Origin of the sequence: Chryseobacterium sp. CBSDS_008 (genome assembly GCF_049959325.1) — a bacterium.
GTDB lineage: Bacteria > Bacteroidota > Bacteroidia > Flavobacteriales > Weeksellaceae > Chryseobacterium.
In genome coordinates, this window is the sequence record NZ_CP188202.1 from 371,810 (window position 1) to 395,533 (window position 23,724).

Annotated in this window: 17 protein-coding genes, 2 tRNA genes and 2 pseudogenes; 14 read left to right on the forward strand and 7 right to left on the reverse strand. The window is 37.6% G+C overall.

All coding sequences use genetic code 11. The features are described from left to right. Positions 1-92: 92 nt before the first annotated feature. Positions 93-1,040: an alpha/beta fold hydrolase gene (locus tag ACP3T3_RS01595; protein WP_426478191.1), complete on the forward strand. Its 948-nt coding sequence runs from the start codon at positions 93-95 to the stop codon at positions 1,038-1,040. A gap of 61 nt (positions 1,041-1,101) precedes the next feature. Here ACP3T3_RS01595 and ACP3T3_RS01600 read toward each other — a convergent pair whose 3' ends face one another. From ACP3T3_RS01600 to ACP3T3_RS01610, 3 genes are all read right to left on the reverse strand, one after another. Next, positions 1,102-1,497, reverse strand: coding sequence for a VOC family protein (locus ACP3T3_RS01600; RefSeq protein ID WP_426478192.1), 396 nt, complete (start codon positions 1,495-1,497; stop codon positions 1,102-1,104). 124 nt (positions 1,498-1,621) lie between these two features. Then, positions 1,622-2,440, reverse strand: a complete 819-nt coding sequence (locus ACP3T3_RS01605) for a DUF4249 domain-containing protein (protein WP_426478193.1) — start codon at positions 2,438-2,440, stop codon at positions 1,622-1,624. Positions 2,441-2,443: 3 nt separating this feature from the next. Continuing rightward, complete coding sequence (locus tag ACP3T3_RS01610) at positions 2,444-4,774, reverse strand: TonB-dependent receptor (protein ID WP_426478194.1); 2,331 nt, start codon at positions 4,772-4,774, stop codon at positions 2,444-2,446. A gap of 437 nt (positions 4,775-5,211) precedes the next feature. On the opposite strand from ACP3T3_RS01610, the gene ACP3T3_RS01615 reads away from it, so the two are divergent. The 6 genes and pseudogenes from ACP3T3_RS01615 (at position 5,212) to ACP3T3_RS01640 (ending at position 12,049) form a co-directional block, all read left to right on the forward strand. Continuing rightward, positions 5,212-5,814 carry a TlpA family protein disulfide reductase gene (locus ACP3T3_RS01615; RefSeq protein ID WP_426478195.1) on the forward strand — a complete coding sequence of 201 codons (603 nt, stop codon included), beginning with the start codon at positions 5,212-5,214 and terminating at the stop codon, positions 5,812-5,814. Positions 5,815-5,829: 15 nt separating this feature from the next. After that, a complete protein-coding gene (locus tag ACP3T3_RS01620; protein WP_426478196.1) occupies positions 5,830-6,306 on the forward strand; it encodes a hypothetical protein in 477 nt (158 codons plus the stop codon). Positions 6,307-6,339: 33 nt separating this feature from the next. Next, entirely contained in the window at positions 6,340-6,903 is a 564-nt protein-coding gene (locus tag ACP3T3_RS01625) for a Crp/Fnr family transcriptional regulator (protein ID WP_426478197.1), read from the forward strand. A gap of 100 nt (positions 6,904-7,003) precedes the next feature. Then, on the forward strand, positions 7,004-7,393 hold the full coding sequence (locus tag ACP3T3_RS01630; protein WP_426478198.1) for a RidA family protein: 390 nt from the start codon (positions 7,004-7,006) through the stop codon (positions 7,391-7,393). A 90-nt stretch (positions 7,394-7,483) separates the two neighbouring features. Further along, complete coding sequence (locus tag ACP3T3_RS01635; RefSeq protein ID WP_426478199.1) at positions 7,484-8,272, forward strand: SDR family oxidoreductase; 789 nt, start codon at positions 7,484-7,486, stop codon at positions 8,270-8,272. 291 nt (positions 8,273-8,563) lie between these two features. Next, positions 8,564-12,049: pseudogene (locus tag ACP3T3_RS01640) on the forward strand (glycosyltransferase family 117 protein). Positions 12,050-12,292: 243 nt separating this feature from the next. Here the strand turns inward: ACP3T3_RS01640 and ACP3T3_RS01645 are convergent. The 3 genes and pseudogenes from ACP3T3_RS01645 to ACP3T3_RS01655 form a co-directional block, all read right to left on the reverse strand. Then, positions 12,293-12,585: pseudogene (locus ACP3T3_RS01645) on the reverse strand (hemerythrin domain-containing protein); the annotation flags it as partial. Positions 12,586-12,652: 67 nt separating this feature from the next. Beyond that, positions 12,653-13,084: an RrF2 family transcriptional regulator gene (locus ACP3T3_RS01650; RefSeq protein WP_426478200.1), complete on the reverse strand. Its 432-nt coding sequence runs from the start codon at positions 13,082-13,084 to the stop codon at positions 12,653-12,655. A 100-nt stretch (positions 13,085-13,184) separates the two neighbouring features. Continuing rightward, the gene (locus ACP3T3_RS01655) at positions 13,185-13,997 is read right to left on the reverse strand and encodes an AraC family transcriptional regulator (RefSeq protein ID WP_426478201.1); all 813 of its coding nucleotides are present in this window, start codon (positions 13,995-13,997) and stop codon (positions 13,185-13,187) included. Positions 13,998-14,129: 132 nt separating this feature from the next. Between ACP3T3_RS01655 and ACP3T3_RS01660 the strand changes: the two genes are divergently transcribed. The 5 genes from ACP3T3_RS01660 (at position 14,130) to ACP3T3_RS01680 (ending at position 19,096) form a co-directional block, all read left to right on the forward strand. Further along, complete coding sequence (locus tag ACP3T3_RS01660) at positions 14,130-15,452, forward strand: TolC family protein (protein WP_426478202.1); 1,323 nt, start codon at positions 14,130-14,132, stop codon at positions 15,450-15,452. A gap of 4 nt (positions 15,453-15,456) precedes the next feature. Continuing rightward, positions 15,457-16,521: an HlyD family secretion protein gene (locus tag ACP3T3_RS01665; RefSeq protein WP_426478203.1), complete on the forward strand. Its 1,065-nt coding sequence runs from the start codon at positions 15,457-15,459 to the stop codon at positions 16,519-16,521. After that, positions 16,514-18,106 carry a beta-carotene 15,15'-monooxygenase gene (locus tag ACP3T3_RS01670; protein ID WP_426478204.1) on the forward strand — a complete coding sequence of 531 codons (1,593 nt, stop codon included), beginning with the start codon at positions 16,514-16,516 and terminating at the stop codon, positions 18,104-18,106. Before ACP3T3_RS01665 ends, ACP3T3_RS01670 begins: the two co-directional genes overlap by 8 nt. 601 nt (positions 18,107-18,707) lie before the next feature. Further along, positions 18,708-18,780, forward strand: a tRNA-Lys gene (locus tag ACP3T3_RS01675). A 243-nt stretch (positions 18,781-19,023) separates the two neighbouring features. Continuing rightward, positions 19,024-19,096, forward strand: a tRNA-Lys gene (locus ACP3T3_RS01680). Between the two features lie 50 nt (positions 19,097-19,146). Here ACP3T3_RS01680 and ACP3T3_RS01685 read toward each other — a convergent pair. Continuing rightward, a complete protein-coding gene (locus ACP3T3_RS01685) occupies positions 19,147-19,632 on the reverse strand; it encodes a GNAT family N-acetyltransferase (protein WP_426478205.1) in 486 nt (161 codons plus the stop codon). 414 nt (positions 19,633-20,046) lie between these two features. Between ACP3T3_RS01685 and ACP3T3_RS01690 the strand changes: the two genes are divergently transcribed. Both ACP3T3_RS01690 and ACP3T3_RS01695 read left to right on the forward strand, forming a co-directional pair. Then, positions 20,047-21,534: a tetratricopeptide repeat protein gene (locus ACP3T3_RS01690; protein ID WP_426478206.1), complete on the forward strand. Its 1,488-nt coding sequence runs from the start codon at positions 20,047-20,049 to the stop codon at positions 21,532-21,534. 157 nt (positions 21,535-21,691) lie between these two features. After that, a complete protein-coding gene (locus ACP3T3_RS01695; protein WP_426478207.1) occupies positions 21,692-23,116 on the forward strand; it encodes a tetratricopeptide repeat protein in 1,425 nt (474 codons plus the stop codon). Positions 23,117-23,724 lie beyond the last annotated feature (608 nt).

Sequence of the window (23,724 nt, forward strand, 5' to 3'; positions counted from 1 at the left end):
ATAATTAAAATGTCCTGTTGATAAAGCTTTTGAGTGTTCTGCCTGTTATTGTGTTTTATGTTTGCACCATAATCATACAAAAATAGACTACAATGAAAACAATTAGAAAATTCTCAGCCGTAAGCTTGTTATGTTTAACACTTTTTACTGTGGTGACAGTATCCTGTACTGAAGAAAATGAGCCTCCCACGATACAGGAGGTACAAAACAGAAACCACCAAACTGCCAAGACCCAATTCATAACCGTTAACGGAAATGCTTTTGCATACCGTGTTTTAGGAAAAGAAGAAGGTACTCCTTTGATCCTGCTTCCGGGATTGGGCGGTTCAATGGATGACTGGGATCCTGCCGTGACAGACGGACTGGCAAAAAAATATAAAGTAATCATTTTCGACAATAGAGGAGTCGCTTCTTCAAAAGGAACAACTCCCAACACCGTTCAGTCGATGGCCGATGATGCCGTAGATTTTATCAAAGCTTTAAATCTGACCAAAGTGAATATCATGGGATTTTCTATGGGAGGGTTTATTGCACAGAGAGTAGTGCTGACCAATCCGTCACTAATTAATAAAGTAATTTTAACCGGAACAGGACCACAGGGAGCGATCGGACTGTCCAATTTACCGGATATTGTTGCTGGGACGGCAGGATTAAGCCCTGAAGCTTCATTTCTGAAATTCGGGTTTACAGCATCTGTCCAAAGTATTGCGGAGGGAAAAGCTTCTTTTGCAAGAATTCAGCTTCGTACCACAGACAGGGATGTTCCGTTAAGTGATGCTACATCAAATGCACAGTTTACTGCTGTATTGAGCTGGGCCCAGCCCAATGCTGATGCTCTTACGGAAATAGAAAAAATTAAAAATCCGGTACTGATTGTTCATGGTGAAAATGACCTTCCGGTATCTGTTCAGAATGCTAAAAATTTGGCTCAGCATTTAGATCATGCGGAACTGATAATTTTTCCGGATTCAGGACATGCTTCTTTTTATCAGTATCATGATGCATTCGTAAGCAAAGCCATTGAATTTCTGGGACAATAAGCTGACCTTTAAAATAAAACAAAAACTCGCTGATAACAGCGGGTTTTTATTGTTGGAATACTTAACTGAATTTCTTTACAGCCTCTTCACTTACGGGAGTAAAAAAGTTAATCATATTTCCATCCGGATCACAGAATAAAAGGGACCTGTTTCCCCATGGCATTGTTGTGGGCTCCTGGATAATTTCAGAGGCTAAATTCTTGATCCTTTCATATTCTTCGTCTACATTGTTAACCAAAAATTCGATAATGGCTGATTTTGTTCCTGTAAAATCTGTCAGGCCTTCCGAGAACATTTTCATCGTCCGCGTACTTCCGATTGCGATTGTAATGGTGTCCGCCGACAGTTCTGCAAAATCTTCTGTATACCATTGCGCTGTTGCTCCAATGGCCTGTTCATAAAATTCTACTGCCGCTTTGATGTCTCTGCTGATAAGTCTTAGTGAGGTAAGTTTCATACTGTTTTATATTTGAACTATTTATAAGGCAAAAGTAAAGTGAAATTGTGACAACAGGATGTCAGCAGAGGGGCAGGATTTTTAATTAAAATGAAAAATCCCGGCCTAAACCGGGATTCTGTTCTTATGGAGTTGTTGTCTGTTCAATGACAAAGGTTTCTGTATCTGTTGTATGGGCAGAAAAGTAGCCCAATGCGCCGTTGCTGATATTACTTGGAGGATTAGCAGGAGTAGCCGTTCCGCCATTGTCGCCTGAAATCTGAAGTAAAGCACTGTAATAAGTGAATACGTTGGTATCGATAGACTGCATTTCTACATGGATTTTGTCTCCTGTAACTACTTCGTGGTCTCTGCCTTTGTTGTCGTCATTGGGAAGAATCAGAGGCTGTTGGTTTGGAAGTCCGTTGTTTACATTATCTGAAAAGGTATTCATGTATTTTTTAGGAAGATCATTGATCGTAAAGCTAAAAAGATAACGGTTACCCAGCGGCAACGGATCCGTAAAAAGCGGTAAGAGGGTATAAGTGGTTTTATCACCAAATTTGAAAGAACTCTGCTGCAATCCGTCAAAATAAACCACCTCAGGCATTGTACTCTGGGCGGTATATTGTTTTCCTTCGGCCTGTACCTTCAACGTGTAAGTTCTGCCGGATGCTCCCACAAAAGTGGCGGTTTTATACATCCCGTTTCCTGCGTACTGAAGAGTTTCAGTCTGGCCCATATCATCACTTATAACAACCTGGGCTCCGGTAACAGCCGGATATTGATTAGGTTCTGAGAAACCTACAGATTTTGTAATTTTTACAGTATATGGCCCTGATTGATTTGTGACATTTCCTTCAATGACAATATTCCCGCTTTGATCATTCAAATCCAGGTCGATTTCCTTTTCACAAGAGGTTAATGCAAAAAGAGATACTATGATATAAAATGTATTTTTCATGATTTAGAATTTGAAATTATAAGTGATGTTAGGTACCCAGCGGAATAATGAGGTCTGCATAGCACGTGTTGTTCCGGGATGGTCCGGGTTGTCTTCGAAATTGATGGTATAAGCATTTTCACGGCCGTAGAGGTTATAAATACCAAATGTCCATGAACCGCGGAATCTTTTGCCGGAGCTGGGTTCATACGTGGCACTCAGATCCATTCTGTGATAGGCCGGCATTCTGTCAGCATTTCTGTTGCTGTACTGGAATATGGTTTGCCCGTTCAATTCATATTTTCCGGTAGGGAAGGTAACCGCATTTCCTGTGCTGTACACAAAAAGTCCTGAGAAGGTCCATTTTGGATTAAGCTGATACGTTGCAACAATGGAAAGATCATGGGTTTTATCCATTCTGGCATTATACCATTCATTATTATTGATCCCGTTGATCTTTCTTTCCGTTTTGGAAAGGGTGTAGGAGATCCATCCTGTAAGCTTTCCGCTTTTCTTCTTGGCAATAAGTTCCAGACCGTATGCCCTTCCTTTTCCAAATAACAGTTCACTTTCTACATCGGCTCCTGTATCAAAACCAATCTGAGCCCCGTTTTTGAAGTCGATTTGATTTTTCATATCTTTATAGTAGATCTCAGCATTCAATTCATAATTATTGTTGTTGAAATTTCTGCTGTATCCCACACTGATCTGATCAGCAATTTCCGGCTTTACTGTATAGCTGCTTCCTATCCATTGATCTGTAGGGTTTCCACTGTTGCTGTTGCTTAAGAGATGAAGATTCTGGGTGTTTCGGGAATAGCCTCCTTTCACACTGCTTACTTCATTGATACGGTAGTTGGCGCTGATACGCGGTTCAGCATTCACATAGGCTTTCCCGAATTTTCCTTTTTCCAAGAATTTACTGTCGGTAAGAACACCATTCTCATAGGTATTAAATGTATCACCTCCCAGTACACTGAACATGGAAAGCCGCAACCCATAATTGATCGTCAGCTTTTCAGTGGCTTTATAATCATCATTGATATAAACCGCATTCTCCCATGAGTATCTCGGATTTCTTGCAAAGCTGCTCACCGTAGTACCGGAAGCACTGCTCGGGGTAAGCGTATGATAAATTGACTGCAGACCGAAACGTACAGAATGTTTGTTTCCTGCAAACCAGGTAAAGTCCTGCTTAAGATTCCAGTCGCGGATTTTCGAGTTTAAATCAAATACCGTATCATCATTTTTCAGACTGATTTTGTAATCATAGTTACTGTAAATAAATGATGTATTGGAGAATAGCTTACTGCTGATAATGCTGTTCCATCTCAGGGTTGCTGTAGTATTTCCCCAATCTGTATTGAATGTATCTCCCAGCCCCAGAACATCTCTTCCGAAGTATCCCGACAGATAAATACGGTTGTTTTCATTGATCTGGTAATTGGCTTTCAGGTTAAGATCATAAAAGTAAAGTTTATTGTCTTTATAATCCTTACTGGTTTTAAGGAATAAATCGGCATATGTTCTTCTTCCTGAAACTATGAACGACGATTTTTCCTTCTGAATAGGGCCTTCCACGCTCAGCCTGCTGCTGATAAGACCAATTCCTCCGTTAACGTTATAATCTTTGTTGTTTCCGTCTTTCATTTTCACATCCAGTACAGAAGAAAGGCGGCCACCATATTGGGCTGGGCTGTTTCCTTTAATAATGCTGGCATCTTTCAGGGCATCACTGTTGAATGTACTGAAAAAGCCAAGAAGGTGAGAGGCATTATAAACCGGGGCTTCGTCCAGAAGGATCAGGTTTTGGTCGGTAGCACCTCCTCTTACACTGAACCCGCTGCTTCCCTCGCCGTTACTTTTGATACCCGGCAAAAGCTGTATGGTTTTCATAACATCCTTTTCTCCAAAAAGAACAGGAAGTTTTTCTATATTTTTAATGCTTAACGTTTCCGAGCCCATTTGTGCTGAAGTTAAGTTTTTATCCTTTTTAATACCGGTTACAACTACTTCGTCAATAGCCTTTGCTGTTTCTTCCTGCGGCATAAGAGGAAGATCCAGCTTCATATTCTGATCTACTGTAATCTGCTGTTCAAAATCTTTATATCCCGGGTAGGAAATAATAAGGGTGTAATTTCCTTCAGGCAGCGACAGCGAATAAAAGCCGTATTCATTGGCAACAACGTTGATGGTGGGATCTTCGTTTACTTTTACAGAAACCCCGATGAGCAGTTCACCATTATTTTTGTCTTTTACGGTTCCGCTTACGGAATAGGTTTTTTGGGCCATTGCTAGGGTACTGAAGCAGAGTGCAGCGGTGGCAGCGGTAATTTTTAGAAAAGATGTTTGCATTAGTTTATTTTAAAGTAGTAGATCTCCTGTATAGGAATTAATGTTTTGATGATGTACGATTAGTTGGATGAACAGGGGATTTGTTACACGTAATGAACGAATTATCAAATAAATCCGTTGGAAAATAAGGTTTTCAGAAATTTTAAAATCAAGGATAAAATAAGAGTGTTGCATAAAAGATAATATTATGCGATGTATATTGATTTATATGTTTGTTTTTCACTGGTTATGTTAAAAATTAAATTATAAACGGGTATTGAGTGAATTTTATTACTGGCTGTTGTGAATTTTTCAGTTTATACCATTCTTAAAAGCGTTTTGCCATGCCTATAACTTAAGCAAAACAAACAGATAGGCTTTTTGGTTTAAAAACAGCCGTTCAAAGCTTTTTGATCAAAATATTAGTTATATATTGGCTGGGAATAAAGTGGAAGAATATGGAAAATCTGAAAATTTGGATAAGGAAAAATGGCTCTACTGCAGTACTTACAGTATTATTCATTATTATATTGGTGAATAAAGATGCAAAAGCATGGCTTATGAGACAGGTTGCTTCCACCGGAATCCTCAATTCCGGCATCTCAGACTCAAAAAAAGCACAAGGTTCTTCAAAGCAGGCTTCTTACGCCGGTTTTATGCTGAAGAATGAAGATGGCAACATTATAGATACTTCTGCATTACAGAATAAAGTCGTTTTTATTAATTTCTGGGCTTCATGGTGTCCTCCCTGCAGAGCAGAGTTTCCGTCTGTCCAGAAACTGTATGATCAATATAAAAACAATCCGGATATGGTTTTTCTTACCGTAAATCTTGATGATAATACTGCTTTAGGAAAATCTTATTTGAAAGAAAAAGGTTTTACGGTCCCTTTTCTGGTGCCAGCAGGAGAGATTCCTGATGTGCTTTACAGTGGTTCTTTACCAACAACCGTTGTATTGGATAGAAAAGGAGCACTCCGTCTGCATCATACAGGCCTTGCAGATTACAGTAAAGATTCATTTTACACCCAGATTGATGAACTGTTGAAACAAAAACCCTAATTTTATAAATTAATAATGAGTCCCTTTATCCTATTGAGTCCTGCAGAAATCGAATCAGGATTAATGCAGGAAAAAAGAACCCTGCAGAATTTCCCGAAGACGGTAACATTTCCTTTTTCTGAAAGGTACAAAACTTTGGTGACCCAAATAAAAACAACAGAAATCTCTTCTGAAGCCATTCTGTATAATGCTGTGGAGGCATTTAACGAAAATAAAGAATTTGACTTACAGGAGTACTGGTGTTTTGCCGGTAACGGACAAGGTGACCGGTGGTTCCTGAATAAAGACCAGTGTATTTTCTTTTATGATCATGATTATGATAAAAAACTGAAATCAATGGATATCAACTTTGAAGAGTGGTTACAAATGGCTTTTGTCATCCGGCAGCTGGATGCGTATGATAAAATCCCGGAATCCGTTAAACAAGAATTTTATAAAGCGCTGAACACCATTCACCCAAAATTAAATACCAGTTATCCGTTTACTTTGTAACCCATTTTATAGCATACAAAAATCACCCGGAATATGATGCATCAGCTAAGAGCCCACATCGAAAAAATAATCCCTGTGAACGATGATGAATTTGAATTCATATCATCCTGCTTTACTTATAAAAAATATAAAAAGCACCAGTTTTTAGTACAGGAAGGGGAATCTGTTCCTTGCAATTATTTTGTACTGAAGGGCTTGCTGAAACTGGTTTATACTGATGAAACCGGAAAAGAGCATATCATAGGATTTGCCATGGAAGACTGGTGGGAGACAGATTTCCCTGCATATTATCAGCAGACTGCAGCAACGATGTCTCTGGAATGTATAGAAGATACGGAAGTATTGTGTCTTAAGCTGAACGATTATAAAAGACTTTGTGACCGGCTTCCAAAGCTGGAACATTTCTTCCTTGAAAAAGCATATTTGGGATTTATTACAGCTCAGCAGCGAACTATTTCCATGATGACAACAGGAATAAAAGATCGCTATGACCAGCTTTTAAAAAAATATCCTTCTCTTGTCCAGCGGGTTCCGAAGTCTCTTTTAGCGGCTTATTTGGGTGTTTCCAGAGAGACATTGAGCCGCCTGTCATTGTAAAATTGTGGTCCGGATCACGCCATAATCGTGATCCGGATCACAGGAATGCGGTATGTATGTTTTGCAATTTTGTAGAGTAACCTATAACAAATTCAGGACAATGAAAAAAAGAACAGTTAATCCATGGCAATGGCAGGATGAAAGAAGCTATTCTCAGGCGGTAGAGGTAAAAAATGTTGAAAGCACTTTATACTGCTCAGGGCAGGCTGCTATTGACCCCGATGGAACCTCCAGTGATAAAGATATGAAATCCCAGCTGGAACAGGCTATTGCCAATCTGGAAGAAGTGATCACCTCCGCAGGATATGAATGTGGAGGTATGGTAAGATTAAATATCTATACCACTTCTACTGAAGAACTATGGCCGCATTTTCCCATTCTTCAGGAATGGATTGCCAGACATAAAATTCAGCAGGCTGTAACGATGCTCGAAGTAAAAGGTTTATTTGAAACTTTAAAGGTAGAACTTGAAGCTACAGTCGTGAAATAAACAAGAAACTTTGATTGCCGTAAACCTTCAAATATATTTGGAGGTTTTTTCTTACATTTATCCTATACCAATCCTATATCCAAAGACCTTATGAATATCCAGCTTTTTTCAAAAAATGCTTTAGTAGGAGGAGCCACCCAGGGAATCGGGGCAGGAATAGCCTTAGAGCTTGCAAAATGTGGAGCCAATGTTACCGTTATGTCCCGTAATGAAACAAAACTTAAAGCCTTCGTTTCTTCACTGCCGGTTATCACTGCCAATCAGAAACATGAATACCTGACAGCCGACTTTTCGGATTTTGAAGGGTACAGGAAAATTATAGCAGGATATTTCAATGATCATTCAATCGATATTCTGGTTAATAATACCAATGGTCCGGAACCCGGTTTGGCACTCGATAAAAGCGCAGATGAGTATCAGAAAGCGTTTGATCTTCTTTTTAAAACAGTCTGTGAAACAACTTTACTGGCTTTGCCCCATATGATCAAACAGAAAAACGGCCGTATTATCAATGTTTCATCTCTTTCGGTAAAAGAACCGATCGGAAATCTGGCATTGTCCAATTCTATCCGCTCAGCAGTTATTGCGTGGGCAAAAACGCTTTCCAATGAGATTGCAGAACATAATATCACCGTAAATAATGTGTTGACAGGGTATTTCGATACCGAACGAATTCAGAAACTGGTCGCTCATGAAGCTCAGCAAAGTGGTGTTCCTGAAGAAGACATAAAAAAGGCGAGGGAAAACAAAATTCCAATGAAAAGATTCGGGAAACCTGAAGAATATGGTCATCTGGTGGCTTTTCTGGCTTCGGAATATGCGGGCTATCTTACCGGAACAAGTATTCCTTTAGATGGAGGATTGAATAATACCTATTAAACTTTTACCATTTAAGAACCAATAAAATTTTCTTAACCACAAAAGGACAAAAGTTTAAACACTTAAGTTTTTTAGCGCTATGCTTTATACATAATAAGTACACCTAAGTTTTGTGAAAATCTTTGATTTTCATCTTATGTGAACTTTTCTGCGGTATCATTTTAAACTTACTTAAGTGAACTCATGTGTTTTAAAATGAAACCTTTTGTGACTTTTGTGGTTATAAAAATAAATAAGGTAAATGTAATAAACCTTTTCCGCCAGTTGTCCTATCAATATTGGAAATATGATATGAAAAACTGGTCTTTTAAAAAATGGAATACCATACTGGGATGGTTCCTTTTCGCTGTTGCGCTTATTACTTATCTTTCAACGATAGAGCATTCGCTGAGCTTTTGGGACTGCGGTGAATACATTTCTTCAGCTGTAAAATTAGAAGTAACCCATGCTCCGGGAGCTGCTTTATTTCAGATTGTAGGAGCTGTGGCGAGTATTTTTGCATGGGGAAATGCTGAAAATTATTCTATTGTGATCAATGCGATGTCCGCATTATTCAGTGCATTTACCATTCTGTTCCTGTTCTGGACCATTACCCATTTTTTAAGACGCCTTTTACATAAAGATTTTGAAGAAATGACAAAGCATCAGGGAATTTCGATCCTTTTTGCCGGAGTAACCGGAGCCTTATGCTTTACATTTTCAGATACTTTCTGGTTTTCAGCGGTAGAGGGAGAAGTGTACGCAATGGCTTCCCTGTTTATTGCACTGCTGGTCTGGCTCATTACCAAATGGGAAAATGAATATCAAGCCGCTGACAGCGAGAGATGGATTATTCTTATTTTCTTCATCACAGGGCTTTCTGTGGGAGTACACATGATGTGTATGCTGGCTATTCCGTCTGTTTGCCTGGTCTATTATGCCTGAAGTTATACTTTTTCCTGGAAAAGTTTTATAACAGCCAATCTGATTACGCTGGCAATTCTTGCATTCGTATTCAAGATTATTTTCCCTCTGATTATGACCCTGTTTGGACAGCTTGAAATTTTCTTTGTAAACGGGTTGGGGCTTCCTTTTCATTCAGGAACGGTTGCAGCGTTTGTTCTCATGGCAGTAATCAGTTATCTTTTGATTAAATATACCAGAAAAACCAGAAGAAAAGTTTATCAGACCATTGTTTTATCCATTGTTTATATGATCATCGGTTTCTCCTGCTGGCTGGTAATCCCGATCAGGGCCAATGCCAATCCTCCGATGAACCTTAATGATCCGGATACGGCCATCGGAATGAGAGATTATTATAACAGAGTACAATATGGTGACTGGCCCACTATGTATGGGCAGAATTACACCGCATTTCTTGACAAAAACGGCCTGGAAAAGGAGGAAGACGGAAGTTACAAAAGAGATATCACCGGAGATATTTATGAAAAAGATGAAAAAACCGGAACGTACAGAAAAACCGGTGAAAGATTTAACTATGTATTTAATAAATCGCACATAAGCTTCATGCCGAGAATGTTCAGTGAAGATAAAGAGGTAGCCGCAAACTATATTGCATTGTATGGAGCCCCTGATTTTACCTTTAATTACGATAATGAAGATGCTGCAGACAATCCTGAAGCTCAACGTATTTTTAACGAGCTGAGGGCAAAATATGAAGGAGATTCCATCACAGCAGAAGATTACCTGAAAGTAAAACCTTATGATCTTATCAAAGTGCAGCGCCCTTCTTTTGCTCAGAATATGGATTATTTTATCTCTTTCCAGAACGGATATTATTTTGTAAGATATCTGATGTGGAATTTTGCAGGAAGACAGAATGATCTTCAGGGCCATATGGAAAATACCAATGGTAACTGGATCTCAGGATTTTCTTTTATTGATAATGCATTGCTGGGAGATCAGGATCATATGCCAGCCCAATTTAAAAATGAAAGTACCGTAAAATTTTTCTTTCTTCCATTGATTTTAGGCTTGATTGGTTTCTTTTTCCAGCTTAACAGAGATTTTGGAAGGTTTTACGCGATGCTTTCGCTGTTCATTCTGACAAGTGTAGGAATTGTTTTTTACACCGGGGTAAAACCATTTGAAGTAAGGGAAAGGGATTACGCAATGGTAGGTTCGTTCTATGCTTTTGCTGTCTGGATTGGTCTGGGAGCAGGCGCCGTACTTTTGTTCATCCAGTCGAAGGTTAAATCCAGTGCTGCCAATATTACTTTGGGAACAGTATTATTAGGAATTCCTTTTATGATGGGATTTCAGAATTATACCTCGCATGACAGAAGCAAAAAAACAGCAGCCCGTGATTATGCCTATTCATTTTTACGCTCGCTGCCAAAAGACGATATTATTTTCATTTATGGGGATAACGACACATTTCCGGTATGGGCAATTCAGGAAACCGAAAGATTCAGGGATGATGTAAAAACGGTCAACTTCACCCTTTTAGCTACTCCATGGAATATTGATCAGGTAAAAAGAAGAACTTACAATGCCAAAGGAATCCCGGGTGAATTAACGCATGAAGAATACAGGGATGGGGTAAATGATCAGGTATATCTGATGAAAAAAGAGGATTGGGAAGGACTTTTCCAAATGCTGAAAGAACAGGGAGCTCCGGACACTGCTTTTCAAAGTTTCAGAAAATACCTTACTCAGGATTCACTGACTTTAAAGGAAGCGGTGAAATTCTTAAAATTACAATCATCCGAAAAAGACGAACTGTTAAAGATGTACTTCGGGGAAAAGCAATATGAAAAATATAATATTCTTCCGGTGAGTAAATTTACCCTTCCTGTAAATAAAGAGAATGCAGTGAAATCCGGAATCATTCATCAGGCTGATCTGCCAAAAACTGTAGATCAGATCATGATCAATTATAAAGCCAACACTCTTTACAAAAGCAGCCTGATGATGCTGGATATGCTGGCCAATTTCGATTGGAAGCGGCCAGTCAGTTTTTCATCAGGAGGAATGTATGACAGCGAAAATATATTTTATCTTGATGAATATCTGCAGTTTGACGGTTTCAGCTACAGATTGGTGCCGGTTCATACGTCTCAGAGTCCGGATGGAGATAAAGGAAGGGTAGATGCGAATTCTCTTTATCAGGTGGTGAAAAATTTCAGATGGGGAAATTTTAAAGACCTGAGTATATATTATGACGAAACGGCAACTTCTAATATCCTGGGCTATAGAATGTCTGTGAACAAGGCTGTATCTGCACTCGTTCTGGATGGGCAGAAAGCAAAAGCGCTGGAATTACTGGATCTTGCCGCAAAAGAAATTCCTGTTGAAAAATACAATGATCCGCGTTCATTAAGTGCCATGGTAACCGGATATATTGTCGCAGGACAGGAACAAAAAGGTCTTCAGCTGGCAGAAAACCTTAAAAAAGGGATAGTTGAAGAATATGATTATTATCAGAGTCTTTCCCCTTCATTCAAAGCCATGTCTAATAAGCAGATGAGATCAAAACCGATGGAATATGCATTGGTGGTCTCCGCAGTTACAGAAGCATATAAAACCTTAGGACAAAATGAGAAAGCCCATGCCTGCCTTTTAAAATCAATGGAGCCTATTGATAAGAAATTCAGTATTTTTATAAAAGGACTTCAACAGATGGGTAAACAAAAAGCGGCCAAGGAAGCTGAAAATGTACGCCAGATTGCTCCTTTTTATCAATATTTATTCAATGTCATGGAACCGTTTGATTCCACGTATTCCAGAAAAAAAGAAGTTGAAATTACCAATGCTATAATGAAAGCAACACAATAAAACTTAAATAAAAGCCTTTAAATTCAATATATAAAGGCTTTTTTAATCTACATCAAAATTAATTCATAGAATCTTATTTATTCCAGGTTAACATAGCACGTTGAAAATTAAAGTAATTAAAAGATAATCAAACCCCCACAGATTCAAAAGCCGACGAAATTTCATACTGACGTTTTTCTTCCAACGACCAGCCAAATTTCAGCAAGCCCTATCCGTTTTTTTGGGGTCATTCTGTATTAAATTTTAAGATTCAATGGTAAATTCTTTCTCCAGTCGGATCGCTTTAGGGAAAAGGATGTTATTTTCCAGATGGATGTGTTGATGTAAATTATTTTCGAAATCCTGAAGCATGGCAAAAGCTACTTTATAGGTTTGCAGTCATCTGCTGGCAGAAGATATTCATGGGTGATTTGTGCAATCCTTCTGAAACGTTCGCCTTCCACCGTATGTTCGTGTTCCATCATATGAACCGGGTTTTCAACGGTTCCGAAAGGAGGGCGGGGTAGAGCATTGCCGGATATTCTGGCTTTCACCATAACTTCTAATTTCATTATATATTATTTAATATAAAGGTCTTTTTGTCTTTTATTGAGTCAAATTTTTTTAAGCCTTCAAGTGAGTGAGCTGTAAATCCAGGTTATCGACAAACATTTGAATCTTTGAGGTTTCAAGCATGATTCGCAGATCCTGTCGGATGCTTTTAAACTGCTCATGAAGCGGGCACGGATGTGTTTCTGAATACTGATCAAGTCCAAGTCCGCAGCCGGTAAACAGCTTTTCACCGTCAATTTCCCTTACAATGTCTGCAATAAAAGTATTCAGGTTTTTCTGATCCATATAAAAACCTCCGGTCGGACCTTTGGCAGATTGTACAAATCCTTTTCTGCTCAGATCCTGCAAAATTCTAGCAATAAAATGTTCCGGCGAATGAATGCTTTTCGAAATATCCTTAATCCCGACCCTGCTGTCATTTTTAGACTGCTGGGCAATATAGATCAAAGCTCTTAAAGCATATTCACAGGTTTTTGAAAACATTTTACTGAGTTTATGGGACAAATATAGAAAGATATTTTTAATAAAAGATAAATTAGTCTTTTATTTTTTCTACATCTGATGAAGATCATCTGTAAGTTGCCTAGCTCATCATATTTTGGGTCGCTTTATTACTCTTTCTAAGATCTGAAGGTCTTGACCGGGTAAATTCATGGAAGGTATCACTAAATGCGCTGATAGAGCTGTAACCCACATCATCAGCTATCTCATTGATGGGCTTGTCTGTATTTAAAAGTAACTCAATGGCTTTGATGATCCTTAATGTTTTTAAATACTGAAGGAAAGAAATATCCATATCCGCTTTGAAAAGGCGCGACAGAGAGCGTTCACTCAGACCGAATCTGCTGCTGACATTGCCCAGCGTAAGTTTCTCTCCGATATTCCATTCCAGGTAAGACACTATCTTCATCATCTGTTTGTTGTGAGTAGCGGGAAGAATAATGGGTAATGGCTGTTTATGGGTTTTGGGAAGAATTTTTTTTAATGCTGTTAGAAATTCAAAGTTTTCATCTTTTGCAGTAACGTGTTTTTCATCCCATATTTCCGAATACTTTATCATCTGGATCAGCAGCTCAGATGCCGGATATATACCCAATCTGTTGTAAAAAGGATCTGAAACATCATCATGGGCATAAAAATAAAGGGAACGCAGTACTGTTGCAGTATGTCCGATTTCTAAAATATGCTCCATTCCCTGCGGAATCCAGAAGAAATGTCTCGCCGGAACCACATAGGTTCTGTTGTCGATCGTAATATAGGCGATACCGCCTTCCACATAACTCAGCTGTCCTTTCGTATGTTTATGAAAAGGAATGAGTTTTTCAGATTTTTCGTGCATAACAAATACACTTTTAGCGTCTTTATCGATGTCCGGAAGCGCAGCAATTAATCCCATAAAAAAGGTTGATATTCCAATGAAAAGGCAAATATAGTCATTTGGCCGGAATCATGTAAAAGTTGACTATTTTAGATAAAAATAATCTCCGGATTGCCAATAAATTTGCAGTGCAATAATTCAAAAATTCAAATGAAAATTTATGTCGCCGGACTGCTGATGCTGGGAGTTTCCTACACCATATCAGCCCAGACAGGCAGTCCAACAAAGGATACCATACGACTCTCCTTACAAGATGCATGGCAGAGAGCTGAAGAAAACAGCCGTCATATCAGAATCAATACCATTAATGTAGACATTGCCGAAGCCGAAGTAAAAGATGCCAAAAGAGAGCGTCTTCCGGAAATAGACGTCAAAGGTTCGGCAGAAAAAGCCTCCAACATTCCTATCTATGAAAACGGGATTTTTTCCAAACCCACACAGCATGAAGTCATCCATACGCTTTACAGAGCCGGAGCAGATTTTTACCTGAACATTTATAACGGAAACAAGCTGAACCTTAAGATTAAGGAAAATCAGACACTTCAGAAAATTAAAGATATTCAAAAAGAAAAGTCGGTTTCGGATATTCATTATAAAACGGCTGCTCTTTATCTTGAACTGCAAAAAACATTCATATTCAGAAATCTTATAAAACAGGATATTGCAGACCAGAAAATCCAGCTTAAAGAAATCCAGGCCCTTTATAAAAACGGAGTGGTTTTAAAAAGTGATGTTTTAAGGATTGAATTGGAACTTTCGAAAAGAAAAATGGCTCTGGTAACCATCGAAAATGACATTCTCATCGCTATGCAGAAGCTGAATATTATTCTGGGAATTCCTGATGAACAGATCGTTATTCCGGAAACTCCGTTTAATCAATGGAATGAGAGTGTTCCTTATAATGAATATCTGAAACTGGCAATGGATCACTCCTTTGACTATCATGTTTCCGAACAGCAGACAGCGCTGAGTAAAATCAAACTGAAGCAGGTAAAAGCCAATGTAAGACCTAAGGTCGGAATGTACGGCGAATTCTATTATGCCAATCCGCAGATTTTCCTGTATCCTTACAATCCGTATTGGTATTCATTGGGAATAGTGGGAATTAAAGCTTCATTTTCCATCTCTTCCCTTTACCATAATACCCATAAAGTAAAGGCAGCCCAGCTCGAGTTTGAAAAAGAAGAGGAAGCTCACAAAGATACGGAGGATAAAATAAGACAACAGGTGAAAGAAGCCTATCTGAGATATCAGGAAGCTCTTGAACAGATCAAAGTGGCAGAAGCCAACGTGGCCCAGGCAAAGGAAAATGCACGTATTATCAAGAATACATACTTCAGTCAGACTTCTCTTATTACGGAACTGCTGGATGCAGATATACAGCTTCTTCAGACAAAATTTGAACTGGAAGCCGCTAAAATTATGGCACAGAACAATTATTATTTACTACAAAACATTACAGGCGTTTTATAATACAATGAAAAAAAAATATACCCCAACCGACAGGGTGATCACGAAGATCACAGGATGGATTTCAGTTGTAATCGTTGCCACACTTGCTGTCTGGGGCGGTTTTACCTTAAAAAATTATTATGCCTATGAGCAGACCAATGATGCGCAGGTTCAGGAATATGTTAACCCGATTATTTCAAGAGCCGGCGGATTCATTGTTGCCGTAAAGTTTGAGGAAAATCAGGAGGTTAAAAAAGGAGATACTCTTTTAATCATTGATAACCGTGAATATATTCTTCAGGAGAAACAGACCCAGGCAGCCATTCAGAAGGCCCGTGCCCAGCTGAAAGTGCTGGAAAGTACCACAGGAACCACAGAAAAAGAGGCTGCCGCTGCGATGGCTCAGGTAGATGCCAGTAAAGCAAAAGTATGGAAACAGCAGCTTGATTATAACCGGTATAAAAAGCTGTATGATGAGGAATCTGCCACCAGACAGCGCCTGGAAGATGTAAAAGCAACCCTGGATGTGAATGAAAGTGATTACAGATCTTCACAGGATAAATATGCCGCTTCAATGTCTAAAATAAATGATATCCTCACAGAAAAAGCGGTGGTCATCGCAGAAATTGCCAGGCTGGAAGCATTGCTGGACCGTCACAAACTGGATGTAAGCTATACAGCTGTTACAGCCGCTTATGACGGAAGAATGGGAAGAAGAACCGTAGAAGTAGGACAGATGATTGATGCCGGGGAAACACTGGCCTTTATTGTCAATAATGAAACAGATAAATGGGTTGTGGCGAATTATAAAGAAACCCAGATCAGAGATATGCATATCGGGGATCATGTGAAAATTGTAGCCGATTCTTATCCTGACAGAGAATTTAAAGGAACTATTATTTCACTATCTCCGGCAACAGGTTCAAGTTTTTCATTACTTCCCCCGGATAATTCCACCGGGAATTATGTGAAAATTGTACAGCGTATTCCTGTGAGAATAAGATTGGATGGTCAAAGAAAAGAAATTGAAGTTCTGAAAGTGGGTATGAATGTGAATGTATATGCCAATAAAAAACATTCCAATGGCTAAAAGACAAATGCCCTATTTCAAAAAATGGGCTCCGGAATGGCTTGTAAAAATCATCTTATTTTCAATGACGCTTCCGGGAATCATTATCTTTTTTCTGCCATTGTCTAATCTGAATGCAGCAGCCGGATACTATGGATGTGAACCAGCGGATATCCAGTTCTCAGTTGCATTATTTTATGCAGGATATGTAGGATTTTACAGTCTGGAACGAAGATTTTTCAGCTTTCTGGCTGCAAAGGAATATTTTCTTCTTTTTACGACCCTGCAAATACTGGCCTGTCTGGTATGTTATTTTACTCATGAAATTTATATCCTGTTTCCGGTACGTTTCATGCAGGGAATGTTGTTTGCAGGAAATGTAAACCTTTCACTGACTCTTATTTTCACGAGGCTGAGCAATGAGAGAGGACGGGAGATCAGCTTTTCAGTATTCTTTGGAATTCTGATCTGTGCCTTGCCTTTTAATAACCTGATCACAGCAGATCTCATCGATTCATACAATTTTAATATTGTTTATAAAACAGCCATATTCTCATACCTGCCCGGACTTATTTTTCTGACTCTGGCCATGAGCAACTACAGAACCCATGCAAGATTTCATCTCTATAAACTCGACTGGCAGAGCTTTGGGCTGCTCAGTACTGTACTGGTACTGATAGGATATATTACCATTTTTGGTCAGGAATATTATTGGCTGGAAGATAGCCGCATTCTGGGAAGCGTGATAGGAATTGTGGTTCTGACGGGAATATCCATATTTCGGCAGCAGGCTATTAAAAGGCCTTATATTGACCTGCGTGTTTTCAGATACAGGAACTTTAAAGTTGGCCTCCTGATCCTTTTTGTAATGTATATCTGCCGGTTTGCGTCAGGAATTGTCAATAATTATTTTGCCTCAGCGTTGCATCTGGACCCGTTTCATATTTCCTATATTAATATTTTCAATCTTGCAGGACTGGTGACAGGTGTAATTATCGCCTGCTGTATGGTGTTGCAAAAGAAGAATATACGGTATATCTGGGGATCCGGTTTTTTAATGCTGCTGATTTTTCATGGATTAATGTATTATTCTTTTGATGTTCAGGCTGATGAATTTAATTATTATACTCCATTATTTATCCAGGGATTGGGAGTAGGATTGATCATGGTTCCAACGATTATTTTTATTATTTCTTCAGTGCCTGCAGCTATTGGCCCTTCAGCTGCGGCGACAGCATTAGCAGTACGGTATTTCGGATTTTGTACCAGCATAGCCCTTGTCAATTATTTTGAGCTGTTTGAAAAAGGACGTCATTATAATGCGTTTCAGGAACACTTAAGTGCTGTGGACCCGGCTGTGAAAAATTTTCTTCATCAGCAGACCAAAAAACTTATTACCAGAGGAATGCCCGGAGATAAAGCTGTAAAAGCAGCCAACAAGCTGTTGGTAGGCAGGATGAATGTTCAGGATCATATCCGTTTTGCGATGGATTATTATGAAATGATGGTATGGCTTCTTGCCGCATCACTCTTATTGATTTTCCTTTTCCCGTATCTGAACCGCACCGCTCTTTATCTGAGATCCCGCAGACTGTCGCCTGCATAGTATAAAGTTTAAATTTTTAATTACCTCAAAAGTATAGCTTGTTAGCTGATTTTATAGCAGAGTGCTGACGCTGCCTTAATGGGCAGTCTCTTTTTATGACAGACAAGAATATTTGATGGTAACTGTTTGTTTTTTGTTATTGCAGACCAGAAAATTATCGCTCTGTATTTGTAGTTCATGGACGGAAACCAAACAGTTTGATACAAAGGGGAATACAACCAATTGAAACGGCAATATAAATCATTACCTCTTACCGCTGCATGAATGATGAATAATACCAGAATCCAGTTCTCACAGGATCAATTTTCCAACAGAAAATAATGGCAAGAATGAAGGAACTTCATGCAGAGTGGAGTATGATCCAGAAAGACTTCAGGCTTTTATTAAAAATATTAAAAAAGAGACTTTATCTACCAGCAACGGTCATTTCTGGAATTTTTAATTTAAAAAAAAGAAAACGTAATTAATTTATAAACAAGTGTTTGACTTTTTTGCTGTAAAATTTATCTTAAAAATACATTGAAAAATTTGGAGTTAAGGAGGGTTTTTCTATCTTTGCAGTCCCTTAAACAAAGGGATTTACTTGAAAAAGTAAGTGGCCGACTCGGTAGCTCAGCTGGTAGAGCAATACACTTTTAATGTATGGGTCCTGGGTTCGAATCCCAGCCGGGTCACTGGTAAAATTTATAACTCAATGGAGTAATAAATTTTTTTAATGTAAATAAGATTTCTTGTTTATTTTATAAATATTGGAAATTCAATTACCGGATCTGCTGCAGCGTAAATTTTTATCTCTGATTGTGTAAAAGTTAGCAGCATTTAATCCATAAAATGTCTGGAAAGTATTGTAAATAAAGAAAAGGTTTTTATCTTTGCAGTCCCTTGAATAAAGGGTTTACGAGAAAAAGTAAGTAGCCGACTCGGTAGCTCAGCTGGTAGAGCAATACACTTTTAATGTATGGGTCCTGGGTTCGAATCCCAGCCGGGTCACAAAAAAGCTTCAACACATGTTGAAGCTTTTTAATGATGTTTGTTCTTTTTTATTCAACATATTGCATCATGATATTGTGGCCTGAATCTTCGGTGAATGAGTTTTTTATTTCCCGGAAGCCCACTTTTTGATACAGATGGTAAGCCTTCTCATTTCCTGGAGTAACCTCTAAAATGATTTCAACACCATGAAATTGTTTACGGGCTTCATCAATAGCAGCCTCAATTAAACCTTTTCCGATTTGTCTTCCCTGAAATTCTTTTTTTACATACATCTGGTAGATATTTCCGGTGTTGTTTTCATTTTTAACAAAAGTACAGATACCCGCAAGCTCTTGCTGTACAAAAGCTCCCAATACAAATCTTTCCGGTGTTTGTTCTTCAATATCGCTTTCTGTCTGAAACTTTTCGATACTCAGGGCTTCCTGGTATGTTGCTCCAAAAGATTGAGGGAATTTTTCCAGGCTTTCCAGGCGGATGGCCCTGTAAATTTTGCTTTCTTCGGGGAGAAGCTTTCGATAGATAATACTTGTCATAATTAGTTCATTAATATCCCATACAAACAGGTGGATTATTTTAACTTCTTTTTTAATATAAGCATTTGAATTTAAGAATTACATTGGAATTTTCAAATTACTCACGAATTTGTAACAAATTTCATTTCATATAGTCTTATTATGAAAAACATACACCTGCTTTTGATCAGAAAATATACCCCGATAGCAGTCCGAAAACTCTTATAATGTTCATTGAAGGATAAAATCATATGACCTTATTTTCAATGTTACATTTTTGCGAAATAACTTATTTGTTTCATAATAAAGATGATAAAATATGTATATTTAGAACATATATTAAACAAAAAAATTAAAATAGCAGTAGAAAATTATCAACATGTTGATAACAAATATGAATAGGTAGATATATAGATATAAGGAAAATTGGTACTGATGGGAAAGAGTAATCTGATCATTTTTAAAAAAATACATCCAAAAGATATAAAGAATATAACGGCCTGTATAATTGGTATGGGGCTGTTATTATGTATACTCTCATGCCATCATGATTCCCATGAGAAAGATAAAGATAATTTTGATGTTTCCTTATTGACCCAAGGTTCTGAGCTTCAGCTCTCCGGTGAATATGAAGCATTTGTCCGGCTTAATAAAAAATACCTGAGAAAAGCTGCCAGGATGCGGTATACAGCAGGTAAAGGACTGTGCTATCTGAATATGGCAGAAGTCAATGTTTCAGCTGGAAATTATGAAAAAGCCCGTTTTTTTTTGAACAAAGCAGAAAAAGACCTGGTAAATTCTGAAAATGCTTACCATAAAGCAATATTGTATGATGATTATAGTCTTTATTATTCTCACCTTAAAATATATAATAAGGCTTTAGAGAGTAATAATAAAGCATTTTATTACATAAAACAAGCCAAAAAAACGAAGCTTACTCAGAAACTTCTTCCCCGGCTTTATGTAAATAAAGGCATTTATTATGCCTGGAAAGGATGGTTCGGAACGTCTTTAAAGTGTTTTATAAAAGCAAATGCATTGGAAAATTCGGCGTATACCAATTGTATGATGGCACAATACTATCTGTTTACCCGGAAACCTGATTCCGCGGGAATATACATTGCCAGGGCAGATGAAAAAATGCTCAGCCAAAAAACAACAGATGTAGAATCTCTTTGGGTATATTATACCATGGGATATTATTATAATGAAGCGGATAATAGCGAACAAGCTGAAAAAGCTCTTAAAAAAGCCCTTGAAATTAATATCAAGACACGCCGTACCTATTCTTCTCATATAAAAGATGTGTATAAAGCCCTTGCAGAACTGTACAAGAAAAAAAATGACGGTGGAAAGGCGTATTTCTATCTGAAAAAATATATGGAAGAGGAAGGAAGGTCTGATGCCGCCCGATTTGCCGCCATGAATAAAGCTACTGAAGACTTTATTTCAGAAGTGAAGCAGGAATCAGACTGGCATAAAAATGATCTTCCATTATTTATTGCGCTGTCTGTCTCTGTTCTTACCATTTCAGGAGTCTATGTCCGGAAGCTGATTAATAAGGTGCAAAATAAGAAGAATACGTTAAAAAAGCAGACGGAAGCATTAAAGAATCATGTCCAGACAAAACAGCTGGAAGCAGTGACCATGCTTGCTAAAAAAAATGATTCTTCTTTTTTCTTGAAATTTAAAGAACTGGATCCGGGATTTATAAAAGCCCTTCTGAAAATCAATCCGGATCTTGAAAATTCGGAGCTTACTTTCTGTGCGATGTTGAAATTGCGTCTTTCATCCAAGGAAATTGCAGACTATACTTTTGTGCAGCACAAATCTGTCCAGCAAAAAAAATACAGGATCAGAAAAAGATTGAATATTCCCGGAGAAACAGATATTTATGATTTTTTTGAAAATCTGACAGCATAAAAAAAGCAATCACAATAAAAGCTGCAGGATTCTGTTTTATGAAAAGATTTACCGCTGATCTCATCAGAAATAACCATTGAATTTAAACCAACAGATACCGTTTATAGGGATCACTTAATCATGATTTATACAGGAATTTAGCTTAATAAAGGAGCATATGATACGTAGTTTTCTTTCTGTTTTACTTATTATTTTAGTTTCGTGCCATTCTCATAACAAAAAGGAGGCTCAAAGGAAATTTGATACCTCTTTGCTAAAGCAGAATGAGAAATTCAGACTTGCCGGAGATTATGATTCATTGATTGATCTTAATAAAAGATATTACAAACAGGCTGATACAATGAATTATGAAGACGGAAAGGCCCTTTGCTATATCAACCTGGCAGAACTTAATATTTCACTGGAAAACTTTCAGAAGTCACAGATCCTTTTTGATAACGCAAAAAAAATCCTGGATGATTCGGATGATAATATGCACAAAGCCAGGTTTTATAACGTCTATGGCCGTTTTAATGTAGAACTCCGAAGACTTGATAAAGCCTTTCAGTATAATAATGAAGCCATGCGCTTCATACAGAAAAGTGAGAAATCAGAGCTCAAAAATGATATTCTTTTCAGTATTTATCTGAGGCAGGCTATTTACCTGATTCAAAAAAAAGAAAACGAAAAAGCACTTGAATATTTCCATAAAGCAAAAAAGCTGGACGATACCGGCCTTGCAGACTGTGCTATAAGCGATTACATTTATATGCATAAAAACAGGGATTCAGCATATAAATACATAACAATTGCTTACAACAAAGCCAATATAGGAGGTAAGGAAGATGGAATAGCTCTGTATGCCAATACCATTATGGGAGAATATTTTCTTAATACCAAAGAATATAACAAGGCAGAAGACGCTTTTAAAAAAGCACTGAAAATCAACGAGAAAACAAAACGCATCTATGCCTATTATGCCAAGTATATCTATAATGATCTCAGGGTGTTATATGAAAATACAGGTGATAAAGAGAAGGCATACTTTTATCTGAAAGCCTATACAGATGCTTTTTATAAAACCAATACATCATTACTGGCTACAATCAATCAGGATATGGAGTCCTTTATTACAGAAACCCGGAAAGATGCTGATCATCACCAAAATAAAATATACTGGATCATTTCCCTGTCGTTTATAGGTCTTTGCCTGTTGGGATTGTATGCATGGAGAATTATTATCGCATTGAGGAAAAGAAAGAAAGTGCTTGCCCATGAAGCTGAAAACCTGAAAATAAAGATGAACAGCAATAGGCAGGAAGAAATTATAAAACTTGGTAAAAAGAATGATCCTGAGTTTCTGGATTGCTTTAAAGAAGGTTATCCTGGGTTTATAGATCAGCTTTTAAAGATTAATCCAGGACTTGAAAATTCTGAACTTGTTTTTTGTGCTATGCTTAAACTGCATTTTACCTCTAAAGAAATTGCAGCCTACACTTTAGTTCAGCACAGAAGTATTCAGCAGAAAAAATACAGGATCAGAAAAAAACTGAATATTCCCGGAGAGACAGATATCTATCATTTCTTTGACAGCTTAAAATAATTCAAAAAAAAAACTGTCTGACTCATCTGGTCAGACAGTATTCGAAATATTCTCTTTTCACCACTCGGATTTCTTTGTGGTCTCTTTGTTCAAATATGAAAAATTTTAACGGGAACAAGAAAAAAAACTATACTACATAAGTACTACATGAGATGTTGTTAGTTGCAAGTATTTGATATTCAAAACTTTGGTATTTTATGGTTGTTGATGTGTTCCTGGAAAAAATGGCGGGTTATTTTAAAAATCTTCCTTTCTTTTATTCTGTATTTTTACTATTTCTTTTTAGGAACATCTGTTTTTATTTGATTTTCAATCTGTTTTTTCATCTTTTTAAACTGGCACGTTAAATATTTTTTCTTTAAAAAAGTAAATATATAGGACTAAAGTGTATGTTAATTATAACATACTGATAATTAGCTTCTTATGGTATTTGTTGTATCTGTGTAGTATCATTTTATTTTGTTTTTTATTCAAAATATATAAGTTTTGTATCCAGTTTTGTTGTGAATTTTATATGGTTCGTTTCTTTTTCTTGAATTTATAATAACGTTTATCCAGATTTAAGTACAAGATCTGAAATGAACTTTCGATAAAAGTTTTCAACACAT